Source organism: Pseudomonas sp. FYR_2 (assembly GCF_043106425.1).
GTDB lineage: Bacteria > Pseudomonadota > Gammaproteobacteria > Pseudomonadales > Pseudomonadaceae > Aquipseudomonas > Aquipseudomonas monteilii.
Map to the genome: position 1 here is coordinate 179,977 of NZ_JBICMM010000054.1, position 26,379 is coordinate 206,355.

At 62.8% G+C, this 26,379-nt stretch carries 27 protein-coding genes and 2 pseudogenes; 13 read left to right on the forward strand and 16 right to left on the reverse strand.

What is annotated here, in order from left to right; genetic code table 11:
* The first annotated feature begins 6 nt into the window (after positions 1-6).
* Positions 7-1,029 carry an XdhC family protein gene (locus ACF8R4_RS23850; protein ID WP_200929422.1) on the forward strand — a complete coding sequence of 341 codons (1,023 nt, stop codon included), beginning with the start codon at positions 7-9 and terminating at the stop codon, positions 1,027-1,029.
* On the opposite strand, the gene ACF8R4_RS23855 is transcribed toward ACF8R4_RS23850, so the two are convergent.
* From ACF8R4_RS23855 to ACF8R4_RS23870, 4 genes are all read right to left on the reverse strand, one after another.
* Positions 1,030-1,818, reverse strand: a complete 789-nt coding sequence (locus ACF8R4_RS23855) for an ABC transporter substrate-binding protein (RefSeq protein WP_060497057.1) — start codon at positions 1,816-1,818, stop codon at positions 1,030-1,032. It abuts the gene before it with no gap.
* Between the two features lie 182 nt (positions 1,819-2,000).
* A complete protein-coding gene (locus tag ACF8R4_RS23860; RefSeq protein WP_104834588.1) occupies positions 2,001-2,642 on the reverse strand; it encodes a LysE family translocator in 642 nt (213 codons plus the stop codon).
* Positions 2,643-2,693: 51 nt separating this feature from the next.
* On the reverse strand, positions 2,694-2,894 hold the full coding sequence (locus ACF8R4_RS23865) for a DUF1289 domain-containing protein (protein WP_060497059.1): 201 nt from the start codon (positions 2,892-2,894) through the stop codon (positions 2,694-2,696).
* Between the two features lie 8 nt (positions 2,895-2,902).
* The gene (locus tag ACF8R4_RS23870; protein WP_060497060.1) at positions 2,903-3,220 is read right to left on the reverse strand and encodes a hypothetical protein; all 318 of its coding nucleotides are present in this window, start codon (positions 3,218-3,220) and stop codon (positions 2,903-2,905) included.
* 316 nt (positions 3,221-3,536) lie between these two features.
* Between ACF8R4_RS23870 and ACF8R4_RS23875 the strand changes: the two genes are divergently transcribed.
* Positions 3,537-5,285: a BCCT family transporter gene (locus ACF8R4_RS23875; protein ID WP_392493602.1), complete on the forward strand. Its 1,749-nt coding sequence runs from the start codon at positions 3,537-3,539 to the stop codon at positions 5,283-5,285.
* A 68-nt stretch (positions 5,286-5,353) separates the two neighbouring features.
* Here ACF8R4_RS23875 and ACF8R4_RS23880 read toward each other — a convergent pair.
* From ACF8R4_RS23880 to ACF8R4_RS23890, 3 genes and pseudogenes are all read right to left on the reverse strand, one after another.
* Positions 5,354-5,584 (reverse strand): annotated as a pseudogene (locus ACF8R4_RS23880) (winged helix-turn-helix domain-containing protein); the annotation flags it as partial.
* Between the two features lie 42 nt (positions 5,585-5,626).
* The gene (locus ACF8R4_RS23885) at positions 5,627-5,953 is read right to left on the reverse strand and encodes a hypothetical protein (RefSeq protein WP_392493604.1); all 327 of its coding nucleotides are present in this window, start codon (positions 5,951-5,953) and stop codon (positions 5,627-5,629) included.
* A 100-nt stretch (positions 5,954-6,053) separates the two neighbouring features.
* A complete protein-coding gene (locus tag ACF8R4_RS23890) occupies positions 6,054-7,397 on the reverse strand; it encodes an OprD family porin (protein ID WP_104834586.1) in 1,344 nt (447 codons plus the stop codon).
* Between the two features lie 270 nt (positions 7,398-7,667).
* Here ACF8R4_RS23890 and ACF8R4_RS23895 point away from each other — a divergent pair, with 270 nt between their 5' ends.
* Positions 7,668-8,318, forward strand: coding sequence for a TIGR04211 family SH3 domain-containing protein (locus tag ACF8R4_RS23895; protein ID WP_060497064.1), 651 nt, complete (start codon positions 7,668-7,670; stop codon positions 8,316-8,318).
* Positions 8,319-8,379: 61 nt separating this feature from the next.
* Here ACF8R4_RS23895 and ACF8R4_RS23900 read toward each other — a convergent pair whose 3' ends face one another.
* Positions 8,380-8,652 carry a hypothetical protein gene (locus tag ACF8R4_RS23900; RefSeq protein ID WP_060497065.1) on the reverse strand — a complete coding sequence of 91 codons (273 nt, stop codon included), beginning with the start codon at positions 8,650-8,652 and terminating at the stop codon, positions 8,380-8,382.
* 186 nt (positions 8,653-8,838) lie between these two features.
* On the opposite strand from ACF8R4_RS23900, the pseudogene ACF8R4_RS23905 reads away from it, so the two are divergent.
* Both ACF8R4_RS23905 and ACF8R4_RS23910 read left to right on the forward strand, forming a co-directional pair.
* Positions 8,839-9,608, forward strand: a pseudogene (locus tag ACF8R4_RS23905) (SDR family NAD(P)-dependent oxidoreductase).
* 18 nt (positions 9,609-9,626) lie between these two features.
* A complete protein-coding gene (locus tag ACF8R4_RS23910) occupies positions 9,627-9,821 on the forward strand; it encodes a 2-hydroxymuconate tautomerase family protein (RefSeq protein ID WP_060497066.1) in 195 nt (64 codons plus the stop codon).
* A 24-nt stretch (positions 9,822-9,845) separates the two neighbouring features.
* On the opposite strand, the gene ACF8R4_RS23915 is transcribed toward ACF8R4_RS23910, so the two are convergent.
* Complete coding sequence (locus tag ACF8R4_RS23915) at positions 9,846-10,727, reverse strand: LysR family transcriptional regulator (protein WP_060497067.1); 882 nt, start codon at positions 10,725-10,727, stop codon at positions 9,846-9,848.
* Between the two features lie 116 nt (positions 10,728-10,843).
* Here ACF8R4_RS23915 and argC point away from each other — a divergent pair, with 116 nt between their 5' ends.
* Both argC and ACF8R4_RS23925 read left to right on the forward strand, forming a co-directional pair.
* The gene (gene argC, locus ACF8R4_RS23920) at positions 10,844-11,785 is read left to right on the forward strand and encodes an N-acetyl-gamma-glutamyl-phosphate reductase (RefSeq protein WP_392493605.1); all 942 of its coding nucleotides are present in this window, start codon (positions 10,844-10,846) and stop codon (positions 11,783-11,785) included.
* Positions 11,786-11,866: 81 nt separating this feature from the next.
* Positions 11,867-12,553, forward strand: coding sequence for a GNAT family N-acetyltransferase (locus tag ACF8R4_RS23925; protein WP_104834583.1), 687 nt, complete (start codon positions 11,867-11,869; stop codon positions 12,551-12,553).
* A gap of 105 nt (positions 12,554-12,658) precedes the next feature.
* On the opposite strand, the gene ACF8R4_RS23930 is transcribed toward ACF8R4_RS23925, so the two are convergent.
* From ACF8R4_RS23930 to ACF8R4_RS23950, 5 genes are all read right to left on the reverse strand, one after another.
* On the reverse strand, positions 12,659-13,414 hold the full coding sequence (locus ACF8R4_RS23930; RefSeq protein ID WP_060497070.1) for an ABC transporter permease: 756 nt from the start codon (positions 13,412-13,414) through the stop codon (positions 12,659-12,661).
* Positions 13,414-14,619, reverse strand: coding sequence for an ABC transporter substrate-binding protein (locus tag ACF8R4_RS23935; protein ID WP_060497071.1), 1,206 nt, complete (start codon positions 14,617-14,619; stop codon positions 13,414-13,416). The genes ACF8R4_RS23930 and ACF8R4_RS23935 overlap by 1 nt, the downstream gene beginning before the upstream one ends.
* Positions 14,606-15,427 (reverse strand): ABC transporter ATP-binding protein, encoded by an 822-nt coding sequence (locus ACF8R4_RS23940; protein ID WP_060497072.1) that lies wholly within the window; start codon positions 15,425-15,427, stop codon positions 14,606-14,608. Before ACF8R4_RS23940 ends, ACF8R4_RS23935 begins: the two co-directional genes overlap by 14 nt.
* Entirely contained in the window at positions 15,424-16,488 is a 1,065-nt protein-coding gene (locus ACF8R4_RS23945) for an acyl-CoA dehydrogenase family protein (RefSeq protein WP_060497073.1), read from the reverse strand. The genes ACF8R4_RS23940 and ACF8R4_RS23945 overlap by 4 nt, the downstream gene beginning before the upstream one ends.
* A 99-nt stretch (positions 16,489-16,587) precedes the next feature.
* Complete coding sequence (locus ACF8R4_RS23950; protein ID WP_060497074.1) at positions 16,588-17,148, reverse strand: carboxymuconolactone decarboxylase family protein; 561 nt, start codon at positions 17,146-17,148, stop codon at positions 16,588-16,590.
* A gap of 102 nt (positions 17,149-17,250) precedes the next feature.
* On the opposite strand from ACF8R4_RS23950, the gene ACF8R4_RS23955 reads away from it, so the two are divergent.
* Positions 17,251-18,162 carry an AraC family transcriptional regulator gene (locus tag ACF8R4_RS23955; RefSeq protein WP_060497075.1) on the forward strand — a complete coding sequence of 304 codons (912 nt, stop codon included), beginning with the start codon at positions 17,251-17,253 and terminating at the stop codon, positions 18,160-18,162.
* Between the two features lie 56 nt (positions 18,163-18,218).
* Here the strand turns inward: ACF8R4_RS23955 and ACF8R4_RS23960 are convergent, their stop codons facing one another.
* Positions 18,219-18,758 (reverse strand): Rrf2 family transcriptional regulator, encoded by a 540-nt coding sequence (locus tag ACF8R4_RS23960; RefSeq protein ID WP_060497076.1) that lies wholly within the window; start codon positions 18,756-18,758, stop codon positions 18,219-18,221.
* Positions 18,759-19,015: 257 nt separating this feature from the next.
* Here ACF8R4_RS23960 and ACF8R4_RS23965 point away from each other — a divergent pair, with 257 nt between their 5' ends.
* Positions 19,016-20,212, forward strand: a complete 1,197-nt coding sequence (locus ACF8R4_RS23965) for an NAD(P)/FAD-dependent oxidoreductase (RefSeq protein WP_060497077.1) — start codon at positions 19,016-19,018, stop codon at positions 20,210-20,212.
* Positions 20,213-20,444: 232 nt separating this feature from the next.
* Complete coding sequence (locus ACF8R4_RS23970; RefSeq protein WP_156868185.1) at positions 20,445-22,070, forward strand: methyl-accepting chemotaxis protein; 1,626 nt, start codon at positions 20,445-20,447, stop codon at positions 22,068-22,070.
* Positions 22,071-22,122: 52 nt separating this feature from the next.
* On the opposite strand, the gene ACF8R4_RS23975 is transcribed toward ACF8R4_RS23970, so the two are convergent.
* Positions 22,123-23,529 carry a cytosine permease gene (locus tag ACF8R4_RS23975; RefSeq protein WP_104834580.1) on the reverse strand — a complete coding sequence of 469 codons (1,407 nt, stop codon included), beginning with the start codon at positions 23,527-23,529 and terminating at the stop codon, positions 22,123-22,125.
* 316 nt (positions 23,530-23,845) lie between these two features.
* On the opposite strand from ACF8R4_RS23975, the gene ACF8R4_RS23980 reads away from it, so the two are divergent.
* The 3 genes from ACF8R4_RS23980 to ACF8R4_RS23990 all read left to right on the forward strand — a co-directional run bounded on the left by ACF8R4_RS23980 (position 23,846) and on the right by ACF8R4_RS23990 (position 26,326).
* Positions 23,846-24,331: a flavin reductase family protein gene (locus ACF8R4_RS23980; RefSeq protein WP_060497080.1), complete on the forward strand. Its 486-nt coding sequence runs from the start codon at positions 23,846-23,848 to the stop codon at positions 24,329-24,331.
* A gap of 75 nt (positions 24,332-24,406) precedes the next feature.
* Positions 24,407-25,447 (forward strand): LLM class flavin-dependent oxidoreductase, encoded by a 1,041-nt coding sequence (locus ACF8R4_RS23985; protein WP_060497081.1) that lies wholly within the window; start codon positions 24,407-24,409, stop codon positions 25,445-25,447.
* A gap of 282 nt (positions 25,448-25,729) precedes the next feature.
* The gene (locus ACF8R4_RS23990) at positions 25,730-26,326 is read left to right on the forward strand and encodes an amino acid synthesis family protein (protein ID WP_003256068.1); all 597 of its coding nucleotides are present in this window, start codon (positions 25,730-25,732) and stop codon (positions 26,324-26,326) included.
* Positions 26,327-26,379: the final 53 nt, after the last annotated feature.

Consider the following 26,379-nt stretch of genomic DNA (forward strand, 5'->3'; position numbering starts at 1 on the left):
GCCTCCATGGAAAGCATCGACCTGCTGGTGCTGCGCACCACCCGAGACTGGCTCGCCGCCGGGCACCGCGTCCTGCTGGCCACGGTCGCCCGCACCTGGGGCTCCTCCCCGCGCCCGGTGGGCTCAATGATGGCCTTGCGCAGTGACGGCCGGGTGGTCGGCAGTGTCTCCGGTGGCTGTATCGAGGATGACCTCATTCACCGTTACACCACCGCCTACGGCGGCCCCGGCATGCCCAATGGCCTGCCCCAACTGGTGCGTTACGGCGTCAGCGCCGATGAGGCACACCGTTTCGGCCTGCCCTGTGGCGGCACACTGGAGCTTGTGCTGGAGTTCGCAACGCCGCTGCAGCACCTCGAACGACTGCTGGCCTGCCTCGATATGGGCAGCCTGGTCCGCCGCGGGCTCAACCTGCACAACGGTGATATCAGCCTGACCCCTACCAGCACGCCTGACCTGTTCAGCTTCGATGGCCACCACATGCTCAGCACCCTTGGCCCGGGCTACCGTTTACTGCTGATCGGTGGTGGCGCACTGGCCGAGTACCTGGCCACCATGGCCCTGTTCAATGGTTTCAACGTTTCGCTGTGCGACCCACGCCCTGAGTACACCGCAGGCTGGAACGTGCCCGGCGTCAACCTGCTGGCCGGCATGCCCGACGACGTGGTCCGCGCCTTCGCGCCGGACCTGCGCAGCGCCATCGTCGCCGTCAGCCACGACCCCAAGCTGGATGATCTGGCCCTGCTCGAAGCCTTGCACAGCCCGGCGTTCTACATTGGCGCCATCGGCTCGCGTCGCAACAGCCAGCTGCGCCGTGAACGCCTGATCGAGCACTTCGGTGAAAGCGAGGCGTCGCTGCAACGCTTGCATGGCCCGATTGGCATCTACATCGGCAGCAAGACACCGGCCGAGATCGCCGTCAGCGTCATGGCCGAAATTCTCGCAGCGAAGAACGACGTCACCCTGCCTGGTGCGGTCAACGTGACCCGGGCCAAGCACGCACGGGAGGCCGCGTACCTTCCTCGCTGATCACTGCCACCGCTCCAGGTTCTGCTGCAACAACTGCTGCGGCAATGCCCCGGCCACGATCTTTTCCATTTCCCGCGCCAGCGCTTCACGCAAATGCGGCCGATTGCAGGACGAATCATGCGAAAGCGCCAGGTACAGCCCTTCGCTGGAGATCGGCGGTTCCAGCACCTGCACAGTGCTGGCAATACCCAAGGTGCGCGCCAGTGCCATGCCGGGGTACTGCTCGTACACGACATAGTCGCTGCGTTTGTGCATGAGTTTTTCGAATGCCTGCCTGGCGCTGGGTACCGCTTCGAGGATGAGGTTGGCCCTGGCAAAGTCGTCGAACTGCTGACCGTGGCTGTTGTTGACCAAGGTCCCACCCTTGCGACCTTTCAGGTCTGCCCATTGGTGGTAGGCAAAGGCATGGTCCTGGCGTACCCAGACCACGCTGGGCGTGTGCAGAAATGGCGGGGTGATGAAGTCCATCTGTTGCTGCCGGGCCTGGGTCATGAAGTACCCGGCCATCAAGTCGATCCGGCCGGTGCGCACCTCTTCCTGGGCGCGCGGCCATGGCCCGCCGTAAATCACCTCGATCTCCAGCCCCAACTGCTTGCCCAAGTACTTGAGCAGGTCAGCGTTGGCACCGATCAGTTGCTGGGGGTTTTGCGGGTCGCGCCACAGGTACGGGGGGTATTCCGGGTTGCCGGTGGCGGTCAACCGCCGGCAAGGCTCTTCCGCTACCGCAGCCAACGGCAGCAGCAGGCACGACAACAGGAGCAAGGCGTGGCGAAAGCAACGCTCGATCATCTACAACCCTCGGCACAAGTTACATCCGGTGACCCGGCGTGGTGGCCAAAGGCTGCCACATCCTGTGATCAACTGCAGCATTCATCTTTGCGGGCTGCAGACAGTCTGGACCCTGTGGGAAAAGTAGATGGGCCTTTCATCGGCTAACGATGAAACGGGTTGTCGGTTACCCTCTCCGGCACTCAGGCGCCCTGACGACGCATCGCCAGGATCGCCGCACCAAACCCGATGAAGGTGGTGCCCACCACCCGGCTCACCCAGCGCGACAGCGACGGCCGGGTCAGCACGCCTTTCGCCCGTGCAGCCAGCGCGGCATACAAGCTCAGCGAAACCAGCGACAACGCCACGAAAATACCGGTCAAGGCCAGGAATTGCGGCAACAGTGCGGCCCGTTGGTCGATGAACTGCGGGAACAGCGCCGTGAAGAACATGGTCGCCTTGGGGTTGGTCACTGCGGTAAGGAACGCCGACTTGTAGAGTTTCAGCGGCGAGGGGCGAACCTTGGCCGCCCCCTCGGCCGTAGCCTGCGCCAGCATCGGGCCTTTTTTCAGCAACTGCCGCACACCCAGGTAGAACAGGTAGCCCGCCCCCAGGATTTTCACGGCATTGAACAGCACTTCAGAACTGGCCAGCAGCGCGCCCAGGCCCAGCATGGCGGCTGCCGACAGGCAGAACAGGCCCGAGCCATTGCCCAGCGACGACCAGATCGTGCTGCGCTGGCCATGGGCCAGGCTGTTGTTGATGGCCATGAGGGTGGCGGGGCCGGGGCTGGCGATAGCGATGGCGGCAACCAGGGTAAACGCTAACAGCGAGTGAACATCCATTTTCAGGCTCTTCAGGCAAATCAGGAAAGGCCCTGTACAGGGCGCGAGGGTTCAGTCGGCATTCTGCCGCTTGGCTGCCTTCTTGACGATAGCCTTCATCCGCGTCGCCGCGCGTTGCACGGTGGCCATCTTTTCCGGCCGTTTCATGCCCCGCCACTTGCGGATTTCGTCACGGGTGCGGCCACAGCTCACGCACAGCTCGCTGTTGAGCTGGCATAACGAAACGCAGGGGTTGTCGATGTCTCTGGCCATGCCACCACTCAGCCAGGCAGTTCTGCCCGCGCACGCTCGGCAGCGCTGTGGAACACCTTGCGCACTTCCTCGGCCTTGACCTTGGTCACCGACCTGGCAGCCAGCAGCTCATCAACCACCCGGATGCACTGGCCCAGGGCGGTGTCCAGTTGCTTGGCGTCAGACGCGTCAGCGATATCACCCAGATAGGGAGCGATGAGGTACACGTAACGGTCCTGCAGCTTCAGCGCTGCCAGCGCGTCGAGGGCTTTCTGGAACCGATCGGCAGCGGCAGGGCTCATGCTCAATTTATCGAAATGAATCAGGCTCACACGATCAGTGGCCATTTTGACGAATCTCCGTTTCCTGGTACGGCCAGGCCCGCAAGCAGCAGCGCTTCTACGGTGCTCGGATGAGCGGGCCCGGGTAATGCCCATCAGGGTACCAGAACCCGAGGCAGAAAGGGCTATTGCCCCCAGAACTAAAAGTATTTGCCAAGTCGCGTAAGGGACGCCCCAGGGCGTTATCGGGACAGGGGCCGCCTTTTCCCGCGCAGGATAATCGCGCCAGCATTCCACCCCGCCGAGGCCGTCATCGAACTCGGTAGCCCACACAACAACAAGCCTGCTCGCGCAGGTAAGCCACAAAGGGGCCTCATCATTCATGGCAAAGGAACACATCACCGAAACGCTCGACCTTGGCGTGACGGACCCCTCGAAAACCGCAGAAGCCCGCCAGGACCGGCATTTCGAGGGCAAACTCGACGGCGTCGTGTTTGGTTTCACCAGCCTCCTGGCAATCGCGTTCGTGCTCTGGGGCTTCCTCAACCAGGCCAGCCTCGCCAGCAGCGCTTCCAGCGCGCAGTCCTGGGTCATTCTCAACTTTGGCTGGTTCTTCGTACTCACATCCACCTTGTTCGTGGTGTTCGTGCTGTGGCTGGCCGCCAGCCGTTATGGCCGGGTGCCACTGGGGCGTGATGGCGAACAGCCTGAATTCCGCACGGTGTCCTGGGTGGCCATGATGTTCAGCGCCGGCATGGGCATCGGCCTGATGTTCTTCGGCGTGGCCGAGCCGCTGTCGCACTATGTGTCGCCGCCGCCGGGCTCGGCCACCGGGCAGACAAGTGAAGCGATGCAGGTGGCCATGGCCACCACCTTGTTCCACTGGACCCTGCACCCTTGGGCCATGTACGCCATCGTCGGCCTGGTGATTGCCTATGGCACCTTCCGCCGTGGCCGCTCACAGCTGATTTCCGCTGCCTTCCGCCCGTTGATCGGCAAGCATGCCAACGGCCCGCTAGGGCGCATGATCGACATGATGGCAATTTTCGCCACGCTGTTCGGCTCGGCCGCCTCATTGGGCCTTGGGGCCCTGCAGATTGCCGGCGGCCTGGAGTACAACGGCTGGATCGAGAGCCCCGGCAAGCTGTTCTACATCTCGATCATCACCCTGCTGACCATTGCCTTCGTCACCTCGGCGGTGTCGGGCATCGGCAAGGGCATTAAGTGGCTGTCCAACACCAACATGGTGCTGGCACTGGTGCTGGCAGTGTTCGTGTTCATGGTCGGCCCGACCTTGCTGATGCTCAACCTGCTGCCGACCTCGCTTGGCATCTACATCAAGATGCTGCCGGAGATGATGGCCCGTACCAACGCCAGCGGCGGTGAGCAAATGAACAGCTGGCTGGCCGGCTGGACCGTGTTCTACTGGGCCTGGTGGATTTCCTGGACACCGTTCGTGGGCATGTTCATCGCACGCATCAGCCGCGGCCGCACCATTCGCCAGTTCGTTACCGGTGTACTGCTGGTGCCCAGCCTGGTCAGCCTGGTGTGGTTCACCATTTTTGGCGGTGCGGCCATCGATGCCGTACGCGAAGGCGCGTTCCAGCTGGCCAATGGCGCTGTCAACAGCAACCACGCGCTGTACCAGTTGCTGGACAGCTATCCACTGGCCTCAGCGACCTCGGTGCTGGTGATGATCCTGGTGGGCATCTTCTTCGTTTCGGGTGCCGACGCCGCCTCGCTGGTGATGGGCACACTCTCGGAACATGGCACCACCGCGCCCTCGCGGCGCACGGTGATTTTCTGGGGCGCGCTGACCGGTACCGTGGCGGCGATCATGCTGGCGATTGGCGACCCGCGGGACCCGGGCGAGGCGCTGACGGGGTTGCAGAACCTGACCATCGTCGTGGCCTTGCCCTTTGTGGTGGTGATGGTGCTGCTGTGCCTGGCCCTGTACCGCGACCTGCGTAAAGACCCGATGATGCTGCGCCACCTGCGCGGTAACGAGCTGATCGAGAAGGCCGTGCTGTATGGCGCGGTGAAGCATGGCGAGGAGTTCTACATCGTGGTGCAGGAGAAGAAGGCTTCGGTGAAAGTGGCGACAGCGCCGAGCGAAGTCTCTGAAACCTGACTTTTCAAGTCTGCGCGGCCCCTTGTGACCTGCTCCTCCAGGGGACCGCGCAGACTTTCAGATGCTGACTATTCAAATTCCAGGCTGTAGCCCACCCCATAAACCGACCGAATCGGGTCATGCCCCGGCGTCACCGCAGTCAGCTTGCGCCGCAGGTTCTTCAAATGGCTGTCCACCGTGCGGTCAGCCACCACCCGGTGGTGCTGGTAGAACAGGTCGCCATCGCTGAGCACCCGTGGCCCAGACTCCTGGAACCAGGGGTTGGTGCGTGGTCCGGAACTGAGAATGCGGGTTTCGATCCATTCACCGCCACGGCGAATGTTGCCGCTGTGCAGCGCTGCTCAGACATCGTTTGCGGTAGCCCCCGCGCGCATCGCCTGGCGCATCTCGGCAACCGAGGCCTCGCACGAGGCCACCGCACAACGCATGGCCAGGATTTCATCGGGCCCCTTGATCAGCCGGGCGAACTCGGTGACTTCCTGGCCGTTGTGTACCTGCACGCCCAAAGCGTCGAGGGCACGCATGCCGGCCACTTCGATACGGTCCAAGGCCAGGCGGCGGTTGTTGCCAGCGTGGGTGCGCAGCAAGTCGTCGACCTGGGCGCAGAAGCTCCGGGCGTGCCGCCCGCGCAGCTCGCGATGCGCCGCGCGGGCAGCGCTCGATCTCACAGGCGCTGGAACACCCAAGGCAACAACAAAAAAAGCGCCCCATACGGAGCGCCAAAACATCCACCCAAACCAAAGGAGCTGTAACGCTACCCAGGTGAATTCACAGGATCGACAACGGGTACTCCACGATCAGCCGCACTTCGTCCAGGTCCGACTCGAACGCCGTGGCGCGGGTGGTGGCCTGACGTACGCGCAGTGACAAGTCCTTGGCTGCGCCGGTCTGCACCACGTACTTGACCTCGATGTCACGCTCCCAGCGCTTCTGGTCAGTCAGCGGGTTGCCGCCAGCATCGCGGCGCATGTAGAAGGTGTTGGCATTGGAGTAGTCGGCATCGGTGCCTTTACCGTAGCGCGTCATGAACGACAGCCCGGGAATACCGTAAGCGGCCATGTTCAGGTCGTAACGCCACATCCACGAACGCTCCTTGGGCGAGTTGAAGTCGCTGTACTGGATGGAGTTGTCCAGGAAGATCGAGTCGGACTGGCGCAGGTAGTCGAAGTCGTCGTCACCGTTGTTGCGCTGGTGAGTCAGGGCCAGGGTGTGGGCACCAAAGCGCACGCCCAGCTTGGCGCTCCAGATGTCGTTGTCGAATGCGCCCAGGCGCTGCTGCCCCTCGTCAACCGCCTTGTAATAGTTGAAGCCGCCAATCAGGGCCAGATCATCACTCAGCGGGTAGCTGAGGCTGGTGCCGGCGTAGTACTGGTTCCACACATCTTTGAGGCGGCTGCTGAACAGGCTGACGCTGACATGCTCATTGAGCGTGTAGTCGCCCCCGCCGTAGGCGATCCACGGCGAATCGACCGGGCCGCCGTAGAAGGCCACGAAGTTCTCCCGCATATCGCTGGACACCGGCTGGCTCATGGCATGAAGGCGCCCGGCCTGCAGGGTGAGGTCCTTGATGCTGGTGTTCTCCAGGGTCACGCCACGGAAGCTTTCCGGCAGCAGCCGTGAATCGCCGGCGGCCACTACCGGGTTGGCCGGGAACACATCGCCCACTTTCAGAACGGTGTCGAACAGGCGCACCTTGGCTGCGCCACCCACCTTGGTGTATTCGTCGCGGGCCTGGCCGTCATGATCGACCGGCAGCACGTCGAACGAGCTGCGCCCGCCGTTGCGGCCGCCGCCGGTGTCCAGTTTTAGGCCGAGCATGGCGAACGCATCCAGGCCGAAGCCGACAGTGCCCTGGGTAAAACCTGACTCGAAACGGGCAATGACGGCGTGGGCCCAGGCTTCGGAATAGCCGTTGTCGGCTGCTTTGTCCGGGTTGTGTGTAGGGGCTGCGGAGTCGCGGTTGTCGCGGTTGAAATAGAAGTTGCGGTTGAGCACGTTCAACGTGCTGCCTTCGATAAAACCTTCTGCGGCGTCGTCCGCCGCCATGGCCAGGTTGCCGACGCCGGAAAGCGCCAGGCACGCAGCCAGTTTCAGGGGTGATCTGCAGGTCATCCGATGCTCCTTGAACGTCGTCTTTATAATTGTGTCGGCGGCCCGAGATTGACGGCCGACAGATAACGCCAAGGTGATCGGCGCATTACAATTGCGTCATCGTCGAGGAAGCGCTCTGGGTAGGGTTCTGCAACATCCTGCAGACATTTCCGACATCAGGTAGTGAACCTGCTGACAAAAAAGCGGTCTTTCGCTGACGGTCAACTCACCGACCGGTTCATCGGCCCAGTCACCGGGCCTACTTTTGTCCTGTTTCAGCGAAGACCCAACATGCCCGATTTCCGCCCAACCGCTTCCGCCCTCCCTGCCCTGCGCGGCGGCCTGATTGCCGCTCTGGTGGCCCTCGCCCTGCCAGCGCACGCCGAAGAGCCCGCCAGCGACGCACGCTGGGTCAGCGACAGCCTGAGCACCTACGTGCGCAGCGGCCCGACCGATGGCCACCGCATTGTTGGAACCCTCAAATCCGGGCAGAAGCTGACCCTGCTCGGCAGTCAGGGCAATTACAGCCAGGTGCGCGGGCAGAACGGCGATGTGGTGTGGATCCTCAGCAACGACCTGCAGGCCGTGCCGGGGCAGAACGAACGCCTGCCGCAGCTCGATGCCCAGGTCGCGGAGCTGACCGGGCAGCTGAAGACCATCGACGACAGCTGGAAGAGCCGCGTGCAGGGCATGCAGGAAACCCTGGATTCACGCAAGAAGCTGAACGACGAACTGGAGGCGCGCAACAAGGCACTGAGCGAGCAGCTTGACCAGAGCCAGTCGGACCTGCGCGATACCCAGGCACGCCTGGGTGACGAGAACAAACAGGTGATGATGCGCTACATGGTGTATGGCGGCAGCATTGCCGGGGCGGGGTTGCTGGCGGGGCTGATTTTGCCGGCGCTGACCCGGGGGCGGAAGAAGAACGACCGCTGGTTCTGACTGTGGGGCCATGCTGCACTGGCCTCTTCGCGGGTTCACCCGCGAAGAGGCCGGAGAAGGCTTACTTGCTACGCGCCTTGTTATAGATGGTCTTGGCTTGGTCCGCCGAGGCCTGGCACTGGGTATAGTCCTTCTTGCTCTGAGCATCCTTGGCATTTTGCATGTGGACTTTGAAGTCATGGGCCATGCCGCCATGCATCGCTTGGCCACTGGCCTTGTGGAAATCCTCGAGTTCCTTGATCTTGGCTGCACAGTTGCCCGCAGGGTCTGCGTGCACAGCAAAACTGAGGACGGAAGCAATCACCAGCAGAGGTATGCATTTCGTGGATTTCATGGAGCGTTCTCCTGGAAAACCATAGGGTTCGTCGAGGCCGGTTCGGCTCGACGCAGCCAAAAGCATAGTAGGCCCGTGCCTGCCCCGCACCCCGTCAGCCCAGCGGTCGCCCGGCTTAAGCCGGCATCAAGCCGCCGCCATGGCGCACCAGCGTTGCCGCGGCAAGGAAATCGCCCAGGCAGGTGAATGCGCCTTGGGTTTCGATCTGGATGTGGCGGCCATCCTGTCGAAAACTCCACGGTGGGCGTCACCGGAGCCTCCAGCGGCCTAGGGTTCGCCCTGGCCGAGGCGTCCTCGAACGCAGCGACAACGTGGTCGGCAACGCCCGTAGCCAGGCGCGCCTGGACCAGGCCGCTGCGCGTCTAGGCAACCCTTCGCGGTTTATCGGCGTGGCGAGCGACATTGCCGAGCCCACTACGGCGCAGCAGCTGTTCGCCACTGCACTGCAAATGTTTGGCGGCGTGGACATCCTGATCAACAACGCCGGCATCTTCATTGCCAAACCCTTTGCCAAATGCAGCGAAGCCGATGTTGACGCACTGGTCGGCACCAACCTCAAAGGCTTTTTCTACCCGGCGCAGGAAGCGGCGCGGGTCATGGCCAGGCAAGGGTATGGGCAAATCATCGCGATCACCGCGTCCATTGCACTGCAACCGGACACCCGCGTGCCGGCCCTGCTGCCGGTACTGGTCAAGGGCGGACTGAACCAGGCAGTCAAAGGCCTGGCGCTGGAACTGGCGGCCAGCGGTGTGCAGGTGAATGCCGTGGCGCCGGGGATCATCGCCCCCCCCCTGCATGGCGACAATGTGCCGGGGATGGGCGCGTTGTCGCCCAGTGGCCGCACCGGCTCGCCCCAGGATGTGGTGGACGCCGTGCTGTACCTGGTCGATTCACGTTTTGTCAGCGGCGTCATCCTGCCTGTGGATGGCGGCAGTACCGCTGGCACTTGGCACTGACTTGAGGAGCGTTCAACCATGCCTTGTGTACATATTCGCGTAACTGACGAAGGGGTTACTTCCGAGCACAAGCGCCAGCTTATCGAGGGAACGCCCCGCCTGCTGAATGATGTGCTGGGCAAGCCGCCAGCCAGTACCTTTGTGGTGATCGAAGAGGTGCCGACCGATAACTGGGGGGTGGGCGGCGAGACGGTGACCGTGGTGCGGGCATGAGAGCGAGGGTAAAGCCGGCAATCGCTACTGCCGCAACCGCTCCAATGCCTGCAACACATACGCCGTGGCCCGCTCAATCTGGCCTTCCCGGCAGGCAATACCCAACTGCCTCCACAACCCGGGCCGCAGTGGCCGGCGTGCAACGCGCCGGTCCAGCTCGGCCGCCTCGCCCTCCTGCGGCAATAACGTCGCCCCGTACCCGGCGCCGACCAGGCTCTTGATCGCATCGTTGTAATTCAGCTCGATCCGAGGCTCGGGGTACAACCCCGCTGCCGCAAACCACTCCCCTGTCACTCGCGAGAGCTGGGTACTGCTGTCATTGAGGATCAACGCCCTTTGCGCCAGCCAGGCCGGGGTGACCCTGGCCGGTGGCTGCCAGTCGACCGGCACGTAGGCCAGGATCGGATCGCGCCGCCAGGGCGTCACTGTCAGCCCTTTGCCGGCGACTTGCGGCAAAGCCACAAGGCCGATATCCAGCGCGCCTTCACGCAAACGCGCCAGCGATGCCTGGGACGTCAGCACCTGAACCTGCACGTCGATCCCCGGGTGCTCCACGCGCAGGTGCTCCAGCGCCTGTGGCAACAAGTGAGCGATGGCACCGGTGGAGGCGCCCAGGCGCACCCGGCCAGTCAGCCCCTCGACCTGTCGGCGTACTTCGTCCAGCGCCAGGTCGGCGTCGGCCAGCAAGCGCCGGGCGCGGGCCAGCAGTGTTTCGCCAATGGCCGTTGGGCGCACCTGGCCGCGGGCACGGCTAAGTAACGGGGCACCGATACGTGACTCCAGTTCAGCCACATGCAGGCTGATGGTGGGCGGTGCCAGGTTGAGCTGGCGGGCGGCCTCGGCGAAGGAGCCAAGGTCACTGATAACCACCAGGGTGCGCAGGCGGTCGAGGCTGATTTCACGCATGGTCTGTGCTGGCCTTTTCATTCATGAAACATGAACATCAGCATCATGATATTCAAATTTCCATTAACTCAGCCACAGGCGAGCATAGGTCATCCCAACCCTACCGGACCCTGACCATGCACACCCCTGTTGTTTTCATCGATGGCGACCAAGGCACCACCGGCCTGCAGATCCATGCACGCCTGCACGGCCGCAGCGACCTGCGCCTGCTCACCCTCCCCGAAGCCGAGCGTAAAGACCCGCAATGCCGCCGCGAGGCCATCAACAGCGCTGACATCGCCCTGTTGTGCCTGCCCGACGACGCCGCCCGTGAGGCCGTGGCGGCGATCCATAACCCGCAGGTGCGGGTGATCGACGCCAGCTCGGCGCATCGCACCACACCGGGCTGGGTCTATGGCCTGCCGGAACTCGACGAGCAGCAAGCCGAGCGCATTGCCCTAAGCAAACGCGTCAGCAACCCAGGCTGTTACCCTACCGGCGCCATTGCCCTGCTGCGCCCGCTGGTCAAGGCCGGGTTACTACCCGCCGACTACCCGCTGGGCATCCATGCCATTTCCGGCTACTCCGGCGGAGGCCGGACGGCGGTCGAGCGCCACGAACACCCCGGCGCGATCAAGGCACCGAGCCTGCAACTGTATGGGCTGGAACTGGCGCACAAGCACGTACCCGAAATTCAGCAGCACGCCGGGCTGTCAGCACGGCCGGTGTTCATGCCCGGCTATGGGGCCTACCGCCAGGGCATCGTGTTGAGCATCCCGCTGCAACTGCGCCTGCTACCCGGCCAGGTCAGCGCTGACCAGCTGCAGGCCTGCCTGGAACAGCACTACCAGGGCGCCCGCCACGTACAGGTGATGCCGCTGCACCAACAAGGCGCAGCAGCCAACCTTGACCCCGAAACATTGAACGACAGCAACGACCTGCGCCTGGCACTGTACGCCAACCCCGAGCATGGCCAGGTATTGCTCACTGCGGTGTTCGATAACCTGGGCAAAGGTGCCTCGGGTGCTGCGGTGCAAAACCTCGACCTGATGCTCGGTGCATTAAAGGCACAAGGCTGACACGGCAAAACCGGTTAGACTGTACAACCCGCGCCTACACGGCGTGGGCTGTATTCACACCCGCCGGAGCCTGCCCCCCCGATGTTCATCCTGAGCCGCCTCGACAGCGTGCCGCCCGAGTCTTTCCAGAACCAGATCCGCGAACTGGTGATCCACAATGTCGGTGAATTGAGCAGTGTTGCCATCGCCGCCGACAACCCGCTGTACCCGCTGTACCAGTACGGCGTTGGTATGGAAGTGCACCAGTACCTGCAAGCGCTGGACGGCACCCGCGGCCTGGCCGTGGCGCTAACCCTGGCGCTGGATGCCGAAGCGCCGGACCAGTTGCTTGGCTTTGCCCTGTCGCTGCCGGCCGAGGACGATGAGCAAGCATGCTCATTGGCATTTCTTGCCGTGCGCGACAGCCACCGCCGCCAGGGCATCGCACGCGCCTTGCTGGGCGACCTGCAGGCACGCCATGCCTGTGTGGAACTGAATGCCTTTGCCAATCAGGTGCCTTGGTTTGAGGCGATGGGCATGCAAGTGGTGGCCGCCAATGGGCCGCAGGTGCTCATGAGCAGTACCGGGCTGGCCAGTGGCGCATTGATCGGGCGGTTGGACATTGCGCCGATTTATCAGACGGCAGAAGTGCTGCAGATTCATACCTACCTGCTTAACCAGAAGGGTGAGGATGCGATGATCGAAGCCGAACAGATGCGCGATGAGCGGCTGGATGAATTGACCGTTCAGGCTCAGGAGTGTGTACGTCAGCGCAAGATGGTGCATTGATCTGAAGACCTCTTCGCGGGCAAGCCCGCTCCCACAGGTATTTGAATTCAAAGACAACGCTATACCTGTGAGCGGGTTCACCCGCGAAAAGGCCCCACTGGCCCCTCAGCCATGCACCCAGCGTCGATGCAGCCCTCGCGCCAAGGCATCCAGCACAAACCCCAACACGCCAATCAGCAGCACCATCGCCATCAGCTCGGAATACGCCAGCCGGTCACGCGTATCGAGGATGAAATACCCCAACCCCGCACTCACCCCAAGCATTTCGCACGGCACCAGCACGATCCACAGAATGCCAATGGCCAGCCGCACGCCGGTCAGCACATGGCCGATCACCCCCGGCACGATCACCTTGCACAACGTCTCCCAACGCGTGGCACTCAGGCTGCGGCTCAGTTGCAACCAGCGGGGGTCCAGCTGCCTGACCCCGGCCGCCGTGTTCAGCAAAATCGGCCACAACGCGGCGAACGCCAGCAAGAAGTAGATAGGCTGGTCACCCACGCCCATCAACATCACCACCACCGGCATCCACGACAGCGGCGATATCATGCGCAGGAACTGAAACGCCGGGGTGGTTGCCGCCTCCAGGTGCCGGTAACTGCCAACCAGCAGGCCCAACGGCACGCCGATGAGCAGTGCCAGCAACAGCCCGACCAGGATGCGCTTGAGGCTGACCCAGATATGCCCGTAGACCTCACCCTGCCCCAGCAACTCGAACAGGCTGTCCAGGGTTGCCGCCGGAGAAAAGCGCGCCGACAGCCCGTCAGCCTGGCCGAACACGGCAACGCCAGCCCACCAAAGCAACAACAAACCCAGCAATCCGGCCAGGCCAAGGCCGGCATGTACGACATGCGTTCGCATCAGACCGCAAACTCCTCGCTACGCTCGAAGTTGTCGGCAATGCCGAACACCGACGGGCCACCCACCGCAGCGATGGCATTGCGTACGAATCGGTCGTCGACCAGGTCGCGGGCAGTCTGCGCCGGATCAAGGCCGGCAAGAAACGCATTGTCGCCTTCGATCAGGGTGGTTTTCAGGCGTTTGACAAGTTCCTCGGTGTAGCTGGGGAACGGATACGGCTGGAAGTCGATGCGCTTTTCGTCCCACTGCTGATGCCGAATGGCACCGCTGGCAAGGTAGCCGGCGCGGTCCTCGGCGGCCGGGGCCAGCACCTTGGTCAGCACGGCAGGCTCATGCGGGGTGTACTTGTTGGGGCCGGCCTTGGACAGCAAGGCAGCGGCTTCGGCGCGGTGGTCGCGGGTCCAGTGCTGAGCCTTGACAATGGCGTTGACAACCTTCTGCGACCACTCCGGGCGGTTGTTCAGATCATGCTCATGCATGAACACCACGCAGCACGCGTGGTTGCGCCACACATCGCCAGTAAAACGCTGTACGCGGCCAACCTTGAGGTTCTCGGCCAGGGCGTTGAACGGCTCGGCGACGATGTAGCCGGCAATGCGCTTGCTGGCCAAAGCGGGCGGCATGTCGGAGGGTGGCAGCACCAGCAGGTTGACTTCGGTGGCAGTCAACTGGGCGTTGGCCGGCTTCGACACTGGCGTCAGGCCGTTGTCGTTGAGCATCTGCTGCAGCACCACGTTATGGATCGAGTACCAGAACGGGATGGCCACCGTCTTGCCACCGAGCTGTTTCATATCGGTGATGTCCGGGGCCACGGTCAGGCCCGAACCGCCCACGTGGTTCCACGCCACGACCTTGGCCGGCACCTTGCTGCCGTAACGCGCCCACACCGTCATCGGCGACAGCAAATGGATGACGTTGACCTGGCCAGAAATGAACGCCTCGATCACCTGTGCCCAACTGCGTAACAGCACCGGGCGCTCGGCCTTGATACCTTCGGCCTCGAACAGGCCATTGTTGTGCGCCACCAGCAATGGCGTGGCGTCGGTGATCGGCAGGTAGCCGATGCGCACCGGCGCATCCGGCTCGGCGGCAGCGCGCGCCTGCAAGCTCGACAGCAATGGCAGCGCACCCGCCGCCGTAAGCAGGGCGCCAAGCTTGAGAAAATCGCGACGCGAAGAAGAGGAACAGCAGTCATCCATGCACATGGACAGCCTCCGAGGGCAACGGGGTTGGGGTAGGTTCTACGGTGCGGCTTGCCCGCCGAAGGGTTTTGAGGATTTCGATACGCAAGGCACCCAATTCTTCAACCCGCTGCGCGCGTGGTTGCGGCAGGTCGATGTGCCATTGGCCGAGGATGTGCGCTGGGTGGTTGCCCAGTAGCAGAACCCGGTCGGACAGCAGCAGCGCTTCGTCGATATCGTGGGTGATCAGCACCGCCGCCGTGTTGTGGGTGGCGATCAGTTGCAGCAGCAGTTGCTGCATGTCGGCCCGGGTCACTTCATCCAGCGCGCCGAAGGGTTCGTCCAGCAACAGCACTTCGGGCTGGCGGGCCAGGCAACGGGCCAGCGCCGTGCGCTGGGCCATGCCGCCGGACAACTGCGCCGGGTACTGGCCACGGGCGTGGGCCAGGCCCACGGCGGCAATCGCATGGTCGATACGCGCGCGCCGCTCGGCAGCATCCAGCTTCGGCTGGCGGGCGAAGTCCAGGCCAAAGGCAACATTCTTCTCCAGGCTCAGCCAGGGCAGCAGGCTCGGGTCCTGAAAGGCCACTGCCAGCCGTGGGTGCGGCCCCTGCAAGGGTTGGCCGCGCAAGGTCACACTGCCGCCACGGGGCTGCTGCAGCCCTGCCAGCACCCGCAGCAGGCTGGACTTGCCGACGCCACTGGGGCCAAGAATGCTCACCACCTCGCCCGGGGCCAATTGCAGGTCAAACTGCGCCAGCACTTGCTGCCAGCCACCCTCACCCGGGTAGCCCAGGCTGATATCGCAGGCTTCGAGCAACACGTGGCTCATGCGGCGCCCGCCTGGCGTTGCAGTTCGGCACGCAATTGCACCAGGCTGGGGGTAACGATCGGCACGAAGGCCGATTCGCGCCAGCGGCGGGCAAAGCCTTCGCCATATTCGCTGAGATAGGCCTTGCCACCGCTGGCCTGCAACTCCAGTTGCACGGCATCGGCGGCACTTTCAGCCAGGGTGATGCGCAACTTGAACAACGCCGCTGGCTGCTGCTGGAAGCGGCCATCGAGCAACCCCTGCTTTAGCTCGCTCACGGTGTTCTCCAGGCGCTCACTCAGTACCTGACGGGCTTCATCGAGGAACGAGGCACGCCCATGCAGATGCGCCTGCACCTCTTCCAGCGCCCGTCGCGCCAAGCCGATGGCCATCCCGCATTGCAATGCCAGGAAAGCCGGGCGTACCCGCGGCAGGAATTCGCGGGCGTTCTCGTGCAGCAACCAGTCACGCGCCAGCGGCACCTGGTGGAAAGCCAGCGCCGCCGTGTTGCTCGATTGCAGCCCCATCAGTTGCAAGTCATCGGAGCGCTGGAGGCCCTGGGCGTCTGATGGTATGGCGAGCACGAACGGCGTACCGCCGGCTTCGTCTTCGATGGCCGCCGCTACCACGAAGCCGCTCTTGCGCAGGTTGGTCACCCAGTGCAAGCGCCCTTCCAGGTGCCAGCCATCAGCTACCGGCCGGCCACGCACCTGCAGCGCTTCGATGCCGGACAGGAACTTCATGGCGTTGGACAGCCCGGTGGCACCCGCCAGTTCGCCCGTCAACAAGCGCGGCAGCAAGCGCTCACGCAATGGCTGGTTGGGGCTGTGTAACAGGTATTCAATAAAGGCACGCTGGCCCCAGCAGACGAAGGCTGAAGCCAACGAACGGCTGGCAATCGCGGCGATGGCCTCGACGGCGTCGGTCACCTGCCCGCCCGTGCCACCCAAGGCCGGGTCGACACCAATGCGCAGCAGCTGTGATTCGGCGATCTGTGCCAGCACCTGTTGCGGTTCGCACAGGCCCCGGTCGATGGCCTCGGCATTGGCATCCAGCCAGTGACGAAATGCGCAATCTTGCATGGTCTTGCTCCTTTGGGAACGCCGGGGCCGCCTTGCGGCCCATTCGCGGCACAAGGCCGCTTCTACAACGACCGCATCAAGGCCGCTATCACAGGTGAGTTACGCAGAAGGCTGCCAACGGTATTTGCCAAGCTCTTCATTGAGCGGCGTCTGGGCGAAAACATTAGCAAAGTTGCACAGGGTTGCGAGGCTCACGCCCAGAATCACCTCCAGTGCGTTGCCTTCGCTGAACCCGGCTGCGCGGAAGGCCTGGTAGGTGGCCTCGCTGACATTGCCACGGGTGGCGATCACTTCGCGGGCAAACGCGGCCAGGGTTTCGTAACGGGCGTCGGGCAGTTCGCCACGGGCGCGCAGGGCATCGACCACGTCCTGCGGCAGCTTGGCCTTGTTCAGTGCCACGGCGGTGTGGCCAGCCACACAAAAGTCGCAGCCGTGCTGGGTAGCGGCAATCAGTTGCACCACTTCACGCTCGGCCAGGCTCAGCTCGGACTTGCCGTTGAGCGCCGAAACGGTCACGTAGGTTTCCAGCGCCGCCGGGGCGTTGGCCAGCACACCCAGCAGGTTGGGGATGAAGCCTGAGTTTTTCTGGGCATTCTCGAGGAATGGACGGGCCGCTTCCGGGGCGCTCTGCAGGGTGTGTAAAGTAATGCGGGAGGACATGGAGTGGTCTCCTTTGATGGTGGTCACTACAGTCTGTTGGTTATAAGAATTACCCTCCATATTCATCAGTCGCCTTTCCTTGCTCCTGAGTGTTTGTATTAGATGATTTCGTCCAGCCACCTTGTCGATTGGTTATTAGAGGGCCTGGAGCTCGATGCCAGCCTGTTTCATGTCGGGCGCTACTGTGGCGGCTGGCACGCCAGCACCCAAGGCATGGGCCGCGCCAGCTTCCACCTGGTGGTGCAAGGGTATTGCTGGCTGCACCTCGACGGCGAAGCGCAACCGGTGCGCCTGGAAAAGGGCGATGCAGTATTCCTGTTACGCGACCTTGCCTATCGCTTGTCCAGCGACCACGACCCGGCCGACGCCTGTGCCCAACCGCGCCAGGCCATGCAGGCGCTGGACAGTGAGGCCAGTGACGGCGTAGGGCTGGTCTGCGGCTTCTTCCACTTTCAGTCCGGCCTGTCATCGCTGATTGTCGAGGGCCTGGCTGACTGGATCTTGCTGCACGCCGAAGACCCCGCCGGCAGTGCGGCGCGGGCGCTGTTCGAGCTGATTCTGGAAGAGTGCCGACGTACCGCAGGCCCGTCGCAGGCGTTGCTGGAGCGGCTGACGCACCTGTTGTTCCTGTACGTGCTGCGCCAGCAGGTCATTGCCGGGCAGTCACTGGGCGGGCTGGTCGCCCTCGCCCGCCAGCCGGCGTTTGCCGGTTTGCTGGAGCAATTGATCGAGCAACCGGGGCAGGCCTGGACACTGGAAAGCATGGCTGCCTGCACCGGCTTGTCACGCTCGGCATTTTTCAAGCGCTTCAATGAGCTGGCCGGGCAATCGCCGGGGCAGGTGCTGTTGGCTTTGCGTATGCGCCATGCCCGCCAGTTACTGCGGGCGGGGAATACCGTGGAGCAAGTAGGCGCGCAGGTGGGGTATCAGTCGGTGGCGGCATTTACCCGGGCGTTTGCCAAGGCGGTGGGGGTGCAGCCAGGCGCTTATCGACGGCAGCATGAAGGGCGCTGACCTGTACTGGCCTCTTCGCGGGCTCACCCGCGAAGAGGCCAGTACAGGCACCACATTCAGACTTGGCTGACAGGTATATCCCCGCCACCTTTACCTTCGCGCCGCTCTCCCATCCAGCTGTTCACCTGCTGCCCGAACTCGGCCGGCGCCTTGCGCCCGAACCGCCGGGCCAAGTCAAGAATGGTCTGCTGCGCCAGCGCTTCCTCCATGCGCTTCTGCGCCCCCAGCATCACCGCGTGGATCGCACAGGTGCCCTCGGTCGCCCAGCCAGGTGGCGAGCCGTCGAACAGGCTGCAGCGCTCACGCACCTCGCGACAGTCGAAAATCTTCTTCGGCCCGTCGATGGCATTGACGATATCCAGCACCGTGATTTCGTCCGACGGCCGCGCCAGCCGGAAACCGCCGCGTACGCCCTCGGTAGCCGCCACCAACCCGGCACGGGCCAGTTTGGTGAAAACTTTGGCCAGGTACTCCTGAGGCACACCCTGCAACTCCGCCAGGTCGCGCACGCTGGACTCGCGTGAATCGCCACGTTCGTCCACCAGGAACAGCAGGCAATGGATGCCATATTCGACGCCAGCACTGTAGAGCGACATGTCAATCTCCGACCAATATTGTCGCAAATAATACGCCGAACGCATTGGATGGGCAAAGCAGACAGTTGCCGCCTGTCGGTTCAGCCCACACCTCTGAGCCTGCAAATACAGCCATCTGATCCCTTTTCAGGCGGCGCGAGGCACCGGCGTGCTCGAAAAAAGACTTGCCGGGAGAAACTACGACCGATACAGTCGTAGTTATTCGAGCGGCATCCACCCGTCCTCGAAGCCCTCTTCGAACCTTGCGGAGCATCTACATGAAATCGAACATCCTCATCATCGGTGCCGGCTTTGCCGGTGTCTGGAGCGCCCTGAGCGCCGCTCGCCTGCTCGACCAGGCCCAGCGCGACGACCTGAGCATCAGCGTGCTCGCCCCGCAAGCAGAACTGCGTATTCGTCCGCGCTTCTACGAAGCCAACGCGCATACCTTGAAGGCCCCCGTGGGTGAGTTGTTCGAAGCCGTTGGCGTGCGCTTCATCACTGGCAACGCCGAGGCCATCGATGCCGATGCACGCAGCGTCAGCTACATCGACAGCCACGGCCAGCGCCAGCAGATCGCCTACGACCGCCTGATCCTCGCCGCCGGCAGCCAGGTAGCGCGCCCAGCAGTCCCGGGCCTGGCCGAGCACACGTTCGATGTCGACCAGATGGAATCGGCTGTTCGCCTGGAGCAGCACCTGACGGGTCTGGGGGCCCTGCCCGCTTCACCTGCCCGCAACACCGTGGTGGTCTGTGGCGGTGGTTTCACCGGTATCGAAACCGCCACCGAAATGCCCGCCCGACTGCGTGCCATCCTGGGTGACGATGTACGGGTGCTGCTGGTTGACCGTGGTGTCAGCATTGGCGCAGCATTGGGTGCTGGCATCAAGCCGTCGATCGTTGCGGCCTCGGAACAGGCCGGGGTCGAATGGCTGACCGATACCTCGGTGGTGGCTGTGGATGCAGGCGGCGTCACCCTCGACAACGGCGAATACATCGCCAGCAGCACCGTAATCTGGACCGTCGGTGTCAAGGCCAGCCCGCTGACCGCACAGGTTGCCGGCGAGCGTGACAACTTCGGCCGGCTCAAGGTCGATGACCACCTGAAAGTGGTGGGCCAGCAGCACATCTACGCCACCGGTGATACCGCCTGGGCCGCTGTCGATGAAATCGGCAACCACGCCCTGATGACCTGCCAGCACGCCATTCCCATGGGTCGCCACAGCGGCAACAACGCCATGGCTGACCTGCTTGGGGTTGCACCGGTGGTCTACCGCCAACCGAAGTACGTCACCTGCCTTGACCTGGGTGAATGGGGCGCGGCTTACAGCGAAGGCTGGGAGCGCGAACTGAAGCTGCAAGGCCAGGAAGGCAAGGACCTCAAGCGCCAGATCAACTCGGTATGGATCTACCCGCCCGCGGCTGATCGTGCCGTGGCCTTGGCTGCTGCCGACCCGATGATTGCGATCGTTTGACAGCAAGATCCTGACAAAACCGTCAATAAACGACGGTTTTGTCAATTATCTCGTTACATTGTTGGACTGTTCAATAATGATGGCCATATGGCATCATTCAAACCAAAAAAGTATTCAAGAGGGTGAGGCAACACTACTAATCCGCAGCGCATCAAGAGCCTGGCGCCCTACCGGTGACCCGGCTTTCCGACCAAGCTCCTGAGGCCTGCACGCCACCGTCAAGGAGCATTCCATGCAGTTACGGAATATGAAGATCGGCATTCGCGCTGCCAGCGTATTTGCCCTGTTGGGCATCCTGGTCCTGTTCATGGGCCTTATCGCACTCTATGAAACCCGCGAGATGGACAAGGCCACCGACGAGATCCGTGTCACCTGGATGCCCGCCGTGGTAGCCCTGGGTGACATCAGCAGCAACCTGGGCCGCGCACGGGCTTTCACCTTGCGCGCCGCACTGGACGACAACCCCGCCGAGCGCGCACGCAACCTGCAACTGCTCGAAGGCATCAACGCCGAGCTCAAAGGCGGGTTGAAAGACTACGCCGACACCATCATCGCGGCCGACGAGCGCGCCCTGTTCAACACCTTCACTGACGCACACCAAGAGTACCTCGACCTGCAGGTAAAAGTGCTGCAGGACATTGCCGCAGGCCGCATGGACGATGCCAAGCAGCAGATCAGCGGCCCCCTCACGCAGCGCGCCGACACCATGATGAAGGCCATGACCGCCCTGCTCGGCTATAACAGCAAGGGTGCCGAAGACGCCTCGCAGCGCAGCAGCGATGTGGCCGACGACGCGTTCACCGCCATCATCACCTCGTTACTGGTCATCATGCTTGCCCTGGCCGCCATTGCCACCGTGCTCACCCGCAGCATCGTGGTACCACTGGCCGATGCCGTGGCTGTTGCCGAACGCGTGGCAACCGGCGACCTCACCCGGGAAATTCGCGTGACCGGTCGCGACGAGCCAGCCTTGCTCTTACGCGCCCTGGCCCGTATGCAGGAAAGCCTGCGCGATACCCTGCGCAAGATCGCCGCGTCGTCCGACCAGCTGGCCTCGGCTTCGGAAGAGCTGCACACCGTGACCGAAGACACCAGCCGCGGCCTGCACCAGCAGAGCGCGGAAATTGACCAGGCGGCCACCGCCGTCAACCAGATGACCGCCGCCGTCGAAGAGGTCGCGAACAATGCGGTCAGCACGGCCGATGCTTCCAAGGGCGCCGACCAGACCACCCGCGATGGCCGCGACCGGGTCAATCAGGCACTGGCATCCATTCAGCATCTGGTGGCTGACGTAACGGGTACCTCGGCCGAAATCGAGCAACTGGCCAGCAATGCCAACGAGATCAGCCGCGTGCTGGATGTGATTGGCGCGATTGCCGGGCAAACCAACCTGCTGGCGCTGAACGCCGCTATCGAAGCAGCCCGCGCAGGCGAGGCGGGCCGCGGCTTTGCGGTGGTGGCAGATGAGGTTCGCGCCCTCGCCCACCGTACCCAACAGTCGACGGCGGAGATCGAGCAGATGATCGCCGGTATCCAGAACGGTACCGAGCGGGCGGTGACAGCGATGCACAGCAGCCAGGGGCGTGCCACCAGCACACTGGATGTGGCGCAAGGTGCTGGTCAGGCGCTGGAAGTGATTGCCGAGGCGATTGCGTCGATCAACCAGCGCAACCTGGTGATTGCCAGTGCTTCGGAGGAGCAGGCGCAGGTGGCCCGAGAGGTTGATCGCAACCTGGTGAACATTCGTGATCTGGCGATGCAGACGTCGGCGGGAGCGAACCAGACCAGTGCGGCGGCGCAGGATCTGTCGCGGTTGGCGGTGGACTTGAACGGCATGGTCGCGCAGTTCAAGGTTTGACCTGAAACAACAGGGGCTGCGTTGCAGCCCCATTTACAGCAAAAGTCATCTATCAGTCGTTGACACTCACAACCCGCCCCGACTCCTCGGCAGCCTTGCCGCGCGTCGCCAGGCAGTAATACAACGGCACCGTGACGATCAACCCGAACAACCAGGACAAGTCCGCCCCTTCGACAATGTTGGAATACGGCCCCACATACAGCGACGTATTGGCAAACGGCAGTTGCACCAGAATCCCGCACGCATAGGCAATGATCGCGTGGTGATTGAAGCGGCCATAGATACCGCCATCAGCACTGAAGATCGACGCAATGTCGTACTGCCCCTTCTTGATCAGGTAGAAGTCGATCAGGTTGATCGAAGCCCACGGCACCAGCACCAGCAGCAGCGCCAGGATCAGGCCGATAAAGTGGCCAATGAAATCCGCCGAGGCGTTCAGGGCAACCATCCCGCAGCCCACCAGAATCACCGATGCCAGGATCACCCGCACCTTGATGCTCGGCGTCCAATCGGCCATGAAGGTCTGGATCGCGGTGACGATCGACAACACCGCGCCATACAGGTTGAGGGCGTTGTGGCTGATGATGTTGAGCAGGAACAGCACCATCAGAATCGGGCCCAGCCAGCCGGTGGCCTGTTTCACCGCATCCATGGCGTCGGTGCCTTCCGGCACGCACAGCACCGCCACCGCTCCAAAGCTGAAGCACAGGATGGTGCCCAGGGTGGCGCCGAAGTACGTGGCCCAGAATGGCTTGGCGATGCCTACTTCACGCGGCAGGTAGCGCGAGTAGTCGGAGGTGTATGGCGAGAAGCTGATCTGCCAGATGGTGCCCAATGACACGGTGGCGATGAAGCCCGACAGGTTGAATGCACCACGGCTGAAGAAGTCGGCCGGCAGGTCTTGGGCGAACATCATGATGAAGCCGGCCAGCAGCGCCGAACCCATCACCCAGGTGCCGATACGGTTCAGAATATGAATGAAGCGATAACCGATCACGCCAATGGCAGTGGCGCTGAGGGCACCGATCACGATCGCGCCCGGCATCGGCACGCTTGGGGTGATGCCATGGATGGTCTTACCCGCCAGGACGATGTTGGAAATGAAGAAGCCGACATAGATCAGCGCGGTGAAGAACACGATCAGCAAGGCGCCGTAGCGGCCGAACTGGCCACGGCTCTGCACCATCTGTGGAATGCCCAGCTGCGGTCCCTGCGCAGAGGCCAGGGCGATGACCACGCCGCCGACCAGATGGCCCAGCACAATGGCAATCAGCCCCCATAACAGATTGAGGTGGAATACCTGAACCACCATGGCGCCGGTGACGATAGGCAGTGGCGCAATGTTGGTACTGAACCAGAGGGTGAACAGGTCGCGCGCCTTCCCGTGGCGCTCGGCAGGTGGAACGTAATCGACCGTGTGATTCTCGACAAACTGGTGTTGCGACGACGGTTGGGACATAGGATTCAGCTCGAAAGGTCGTTTTTATCGTTGTAAGGAAACCGCATCCAGGGCGGCCTCTCAGCTGCGGACCATATTATGGTATTCCAAACTTTTGACAACACTGATCCGCAGGAAAAAACGCCCGCTGATCTGCTCGCAAAACCCCTGCGACAAACCGCCTCACCGCTCAAAGCCGCTATTTTCGTGGCTTAGAGCCGTTCCTCGTGAAAAATCAGGGTTGAAAATTCCGCTTGCAAAATAGGTATTACGGTATACCATCAGACACATCAACGATAAAAACCGCGGACCACCGCAGCCTTTAGAGGTACACGAGATGATCGACGCAACCGTCTACAAGCACGTCCTGGGCTCCTTCCCGTCCGGCGTTACCGTCATCACCACCCTGGACGACGACGGCTCGGTTGTCGGCTTGACCGCCAGCGCTTTCTCTTCCCTGTCGATGGACCCGCCGCTGGTACTGTTCTGCCCCAACTACACCTCCGACTCCTACCCTGTGCTGATCAAGCAGAAACGCTTCGCCATTCACCTGCTCTCGGGTGAACAGCAGGCTGAAGCCTATGCGTTCGCCAAAAAGGGCAAGGACAAGGCCAGTGGCATCGAGTGGACCCTGAGCGAACTGGGCAACCCCATCCTGGCCGGCGCCACCGCTGTTATCGAATGCGAACTGTGGCGTGAATATGAAGGTGGCGACCACGCCATCATGGTCGGCAAGGTGCACAACCTGATCGTCCCTGCAGAAGCGCCACGGCCGATGGTGTACTGCCGCGGCAAGATGGCCAGCCTGCCGGCCTTTGCCTGAAGCCTATTCTGAATCGAGCCCCCTGGCGCCTCCCCTGCCCGGCGCCAGCCCCTTTCAAGCGTTGAGGAAAGCCCCATGAAATTTTCGTTGTTCGTGCACATGGAACGTTGGGATGAACAGGTCAGCCACCGTCAGCTGTTCGAAGACCTGACCGAACTGACCCTGATGGCCGAAGACGGCGGTTTCAGCACCGTGTGGATTGGCGAACACCACGCCATGGAATACACCATTTCGCCAAGCCCGATGCCGCTGCTGGCCTACCTGGCCGCACGCACCGACAAGATCCGCCTGGGCGCCGGCACCATCATCGCGCCGTTCTGGAACCCGATCCGCGTGGCGGGCGAATGTGCCCTGCTCGACGTGATCAGCAACGGGCGCATGGAAGTGGGCCTGGCCCGTGGCGCCTACCAGTTCGAATTCGACCGCATGGCCAACGGCATGCCGGCCACCGACGGCGGCAAGGCGCTGCGCGAAATGGTCCCGGTAGTGCGCAAGCTGTGGGAAGGCGACTACGCCCACGACGGCGAAGTTTACAAGTTCCCCACTTCCACCAGCGTACCGAAGCCATTCAACGCCACCCCGCCGATGTGGATCGCCGCCCGCGACCCGGACTCGCACAACTTCGCCGTGGCCAACGGCTGCAACGTCATGGTCACCCCGCTGATGAAGGGTGACGAAGAAGTGCTGGACCTGAAGAACAAGTTCCAGGCCGCCTTGGACAACAACCCGGATGTGCCGCGCCCGCAACTGATGGTGCTGCGCCACACCCATGTGCACAGCCCGGCCGAGCCGGAAGGCTGGAAGGTCGGCGCCCAGGCCATCTCGCGCTTCTACCGCACCTTCGACGCCTGGTTCGGCAACAAGACCACCCCGGTCAACGGCTTCCTGGAGCCAAGCCCGGAGTCTAAGTTCGCCGAAGTGCCGGCGTTCGAGCTGGAGAACATCCGCAAGAACACCATGATCGGCACCCCGGAAGAGATCATTGCGCGCATCAAGTACTACCAGGCGCTCGGTGTCGACGAGTTCAGCTTCTGGTGCGACAACAGCCTGCCCCACGCCGAGAAGAAGAAGTCGCTGGAGCTGTTCATCAAGGAAGTGGTGCCGGCGTTCGCCTGAATTCCCATTGCCTGAACCATTGCGGGACGCGCCCGCTCACGTGGGCCCCTGCGGCCTGCATGAGCGGGCTTTTTTATGAAATCTGCGCAAGGCAGGAAGACTGTGCGATCCCTGTGGGAGCGGGCTTGCCCGCGAAGAGGCCAGTACAGACACGACAAGAATCAAGGCATCACGCCACCTTTCGTCTCCCAGCAAGAGAAATTTCTAGCCTCCTCTTGCACAACAAATATTATGGTATACCATCAGACAACAAGAGCTGATAACCCTCACCAGGAGCCACCCATGAGTTTCGAAATCCGCAAGATCGTCACCTACTCCGAAGAGACCCGCATCGAAGGCGGCAAGGCCACCGACAAGCCGGTGACCATGGTCGGCCTGGCCGTCGTGATCAAGAACCCATGGGCCGGTCGCGGTTTCGTTGAAGATCTGAAGCCGGAAATCCGCGCCAACTGCTCGGAGCTGGGTGCCCTGATGGTCGAGCGCCTGACTGCCGCCATCGGCGGTGCCGACAAGATCGAAGCCTACGGTAAAGCTGCAGTAGTGGGCGCCGATGGCGAAATCGAGCACGCCTCGGCGGTGATCCACACCCTGCGCTTCGGCAACCACTATCGCGAAGCGGTACAGGCCAAGAGCTACCTGAGCTTCACCAACAAACGTGGCGGCCCAGGCACCTCGATCCAGATCCCGATGATGCAGAAGGACGACGAAGGCCTGCGTTCGCACTACATCACCCTGGAAATGCAGATCGAAGACGCCCCGCGTGCCGATGAAATCGTCGTGGTCCTCGGCGCTGCCGACGGCGGCCGCCTGCACCCGCGCATCGGCAACCGCTACATCGACCTGGAAGAACTGGCTGCCGAAAAAGCCAACGCTCAATAACAACAACCAAAACGGGGCCGGGGCGTGGCGTGCTTACCCGCCGCGCCCGACCT

What these genes read in the sequence shown, in the direction of transcription:
- ACF8R4_RS23850 (WP_200929422.1), top strand. Translation starts at nt 7, where the DNA reads ATGGAAAGCATCGACCTGCTGGTGCTGCGCACCACCCGAGACTGGCTC.
- ACF8R4_RS23855 (WP_060497057.1), bottom strand. Translation starts at nt 1,818, where the DNA reads ATGATCGAGCGTTGCTTTCGCCACGCCTTGCTCCTGTTGTCGTGCCTG.
- ACF8R4_RS23860 (WP_104834588.1), bottom strand. Translation starts at nt 2,642, where the DNA reads ATGGATGTTCACTCGCTGTTAGCGTTTACCCTGGTTGCCGCCATCGCT.
- ACF8R4_RS23865 (WP_060497059.1), bottom strand. Translation starts at nt 2,894, where the DNA reads ATGGCCAGAGACATCGACAACCCCTGCGTTTCGTTATGCCAGCTCAAC.
- ACF8R4_RS23870 (WP_060497060.1), bottom strand. Translation starts at nt 3,220, where the DNA reads ATGGCCACTGATCGTGTGAGCCTGATTCATTTCGATAAATTGAGCATG.
- ACF8R4_RS23875 (WP_392493602.1), top strand. Translation starts at nt 3,537, where the DNA reads ATGGCAAAGGAACACATCACCGAAACGCTCGACCTTGGCGTGACGGAC.
- ACF8R4_RS23890 (WP_104834586.1), bottom strand. Translation starts at nt 7,397, where the DNA reads ATGACCTGCAGATCACCCCTGAAACTGGCTGCGTGCCTGGCGCTTTCC.
- ACF8R4_RS23895 (WP_060497064.1), top strand. Translation starts at nt 7,668, where the DNA reads ATGCCCGATTTCCGCCCAACCGCTTCCGCCCTCCCTGCCCTGCGCGGC.
- ACF8R4_RS23900 (WP_060497065.1), bottom strand. Translation starts at nt 8,652, where the DNA reads ATGAAATCCACGAAATGCATACCTCTGCTGGTGATTGCTTCCGTCCTC.
- ACF8R4_RS23910 (WP_060497066.1), top strand. Translation starts at nt 9,627, where the DNA reads ATGCCTTGTGTACATATTCGCGTAACTGACGAAGGGGTTACTTCCGAG.
- ACF8R4_RS23915 (WP_060497067.1), bottom strand. Translation starts at nt 10,727, where the DNA reads ATGCGTGAAATCAGCCTCGACCGCCTGCGCACCCTGGTGGTTATCAGT.
- argC (WP_392493605.1), top strand. Translation starts at nt 10,844, where the DNA reads ATGCACACCCCTGTTGTTTTCATCGATGGCGACCAAGGCACCACCGGC.
- ACF8R4_RS23925 (WP_104834583.1), top strand. Translation starts at nt 11,867, where the DNA reads ATGTTCATCCTGAGCCGCCTCGACAGCGTGCCGCCCGAGTCTTTCCAG.
- ACF8R4_RS23930 (WP_060497070.1), bottom strand. Translation starts at nt 13,414, where the DNA reads ATGCGAACGCATGTCGTACATGCCGGCCTTGGCCTGGCCGGATTGCTG.
- ACF8R4_RS23935 (WP_060497071.1), bottom strand. Translation starts at nt 14,619, where the DNA reads ATGTGCATGGATGACTGCTGTTCCTCTTCTTCGCGTCGCGATTTTCTC.
- ACF8R4_RS23940 (WP_060497072.1), bottom strand. Translation starts at nt 15,427, where the DNA reads ATGAGCCACGTGTTGCTCGAAGCCTGCGATATCAGCCTGGGCTACCCG.
- ACF8R4_RS23945 (WP_060497073.1), bottom strand. Translation starts at nt 16,488, where the DNA reads ATGCAAGATTGCGCATTTCGTCACTGGCTGGATGCCAATGCCGAGGCC.
- ACF8R4_RS23950 (WP_060497074.1), bottom strand. Translation starts at nt 17,148, where the DNA reads ATGTCCTCCCGCATTACTTTACACACCCTGCAGAGCGCCCCGGAAGCG.
- ACF8R4_RS23955 (WP_060497075.1), top strand. Translation starts at nt 17,251, where the DNA reads ATGATTTCGTCCAGCCACCTTGTCGATTGGTTATTAGAGGGCCTGGAG.
- ACF8R4_RS23960 (WP_060497076.1), bottom strand. Translation starts at nt 18,758, where the DNA reads ATGTCGCTCTACAGTGCTGGCGTCGAATATGGCATCCATTGCCTGCTG.
- ACF8R4_RS23965 (WP_060497077.1), top strand. Translation starts at nt 19,016, where the DNA reads ATGAAATCGAACATCCTCATCATCGGTGCCGGCTTTGCCGGTGTCTGG.
- ACF8R4_RS23970 (WP_156868185.1), top strand. Translation starts at nt 20,445, where the DNA reads ATGCAGTTACGGAATATGAAGATCGGCATTCGCGCTGCCAGCGTATTT.
- ACF8R4_RS23975 (WP_104834580.1), bottom strand. Translation starts at nt 23,529, where the DNA reads ATGTCCCAACCGTCGTCGCAACACCAGTTTGTCGAGAATCACACGGTC.
- ACF8R4_RS23980 (WP_060497080.1), top strand. Translation starts at nt 23,846, where the DNA reads ATGATCGACGCAACCGTCTACAAGCACGTCCTGGGCTCCTTCCCGTCC.
- ACF8R4_RS23985 (WP_060497081.1), top strand. Translation starts at nt 24,407, where the DNA reads ATGAAATTTTCGTTGTTCGTGCACATGGAACGTTGGGATGAACAGGTC.
- ACF8R4_RS23990 (WP_003256068.1), top strand. Translation starts at nt 25,730, where the DNA reads ATGAGTTTCGAAATCCGCAAGATCGTCACCTACTCCGAAGAGACCCGC.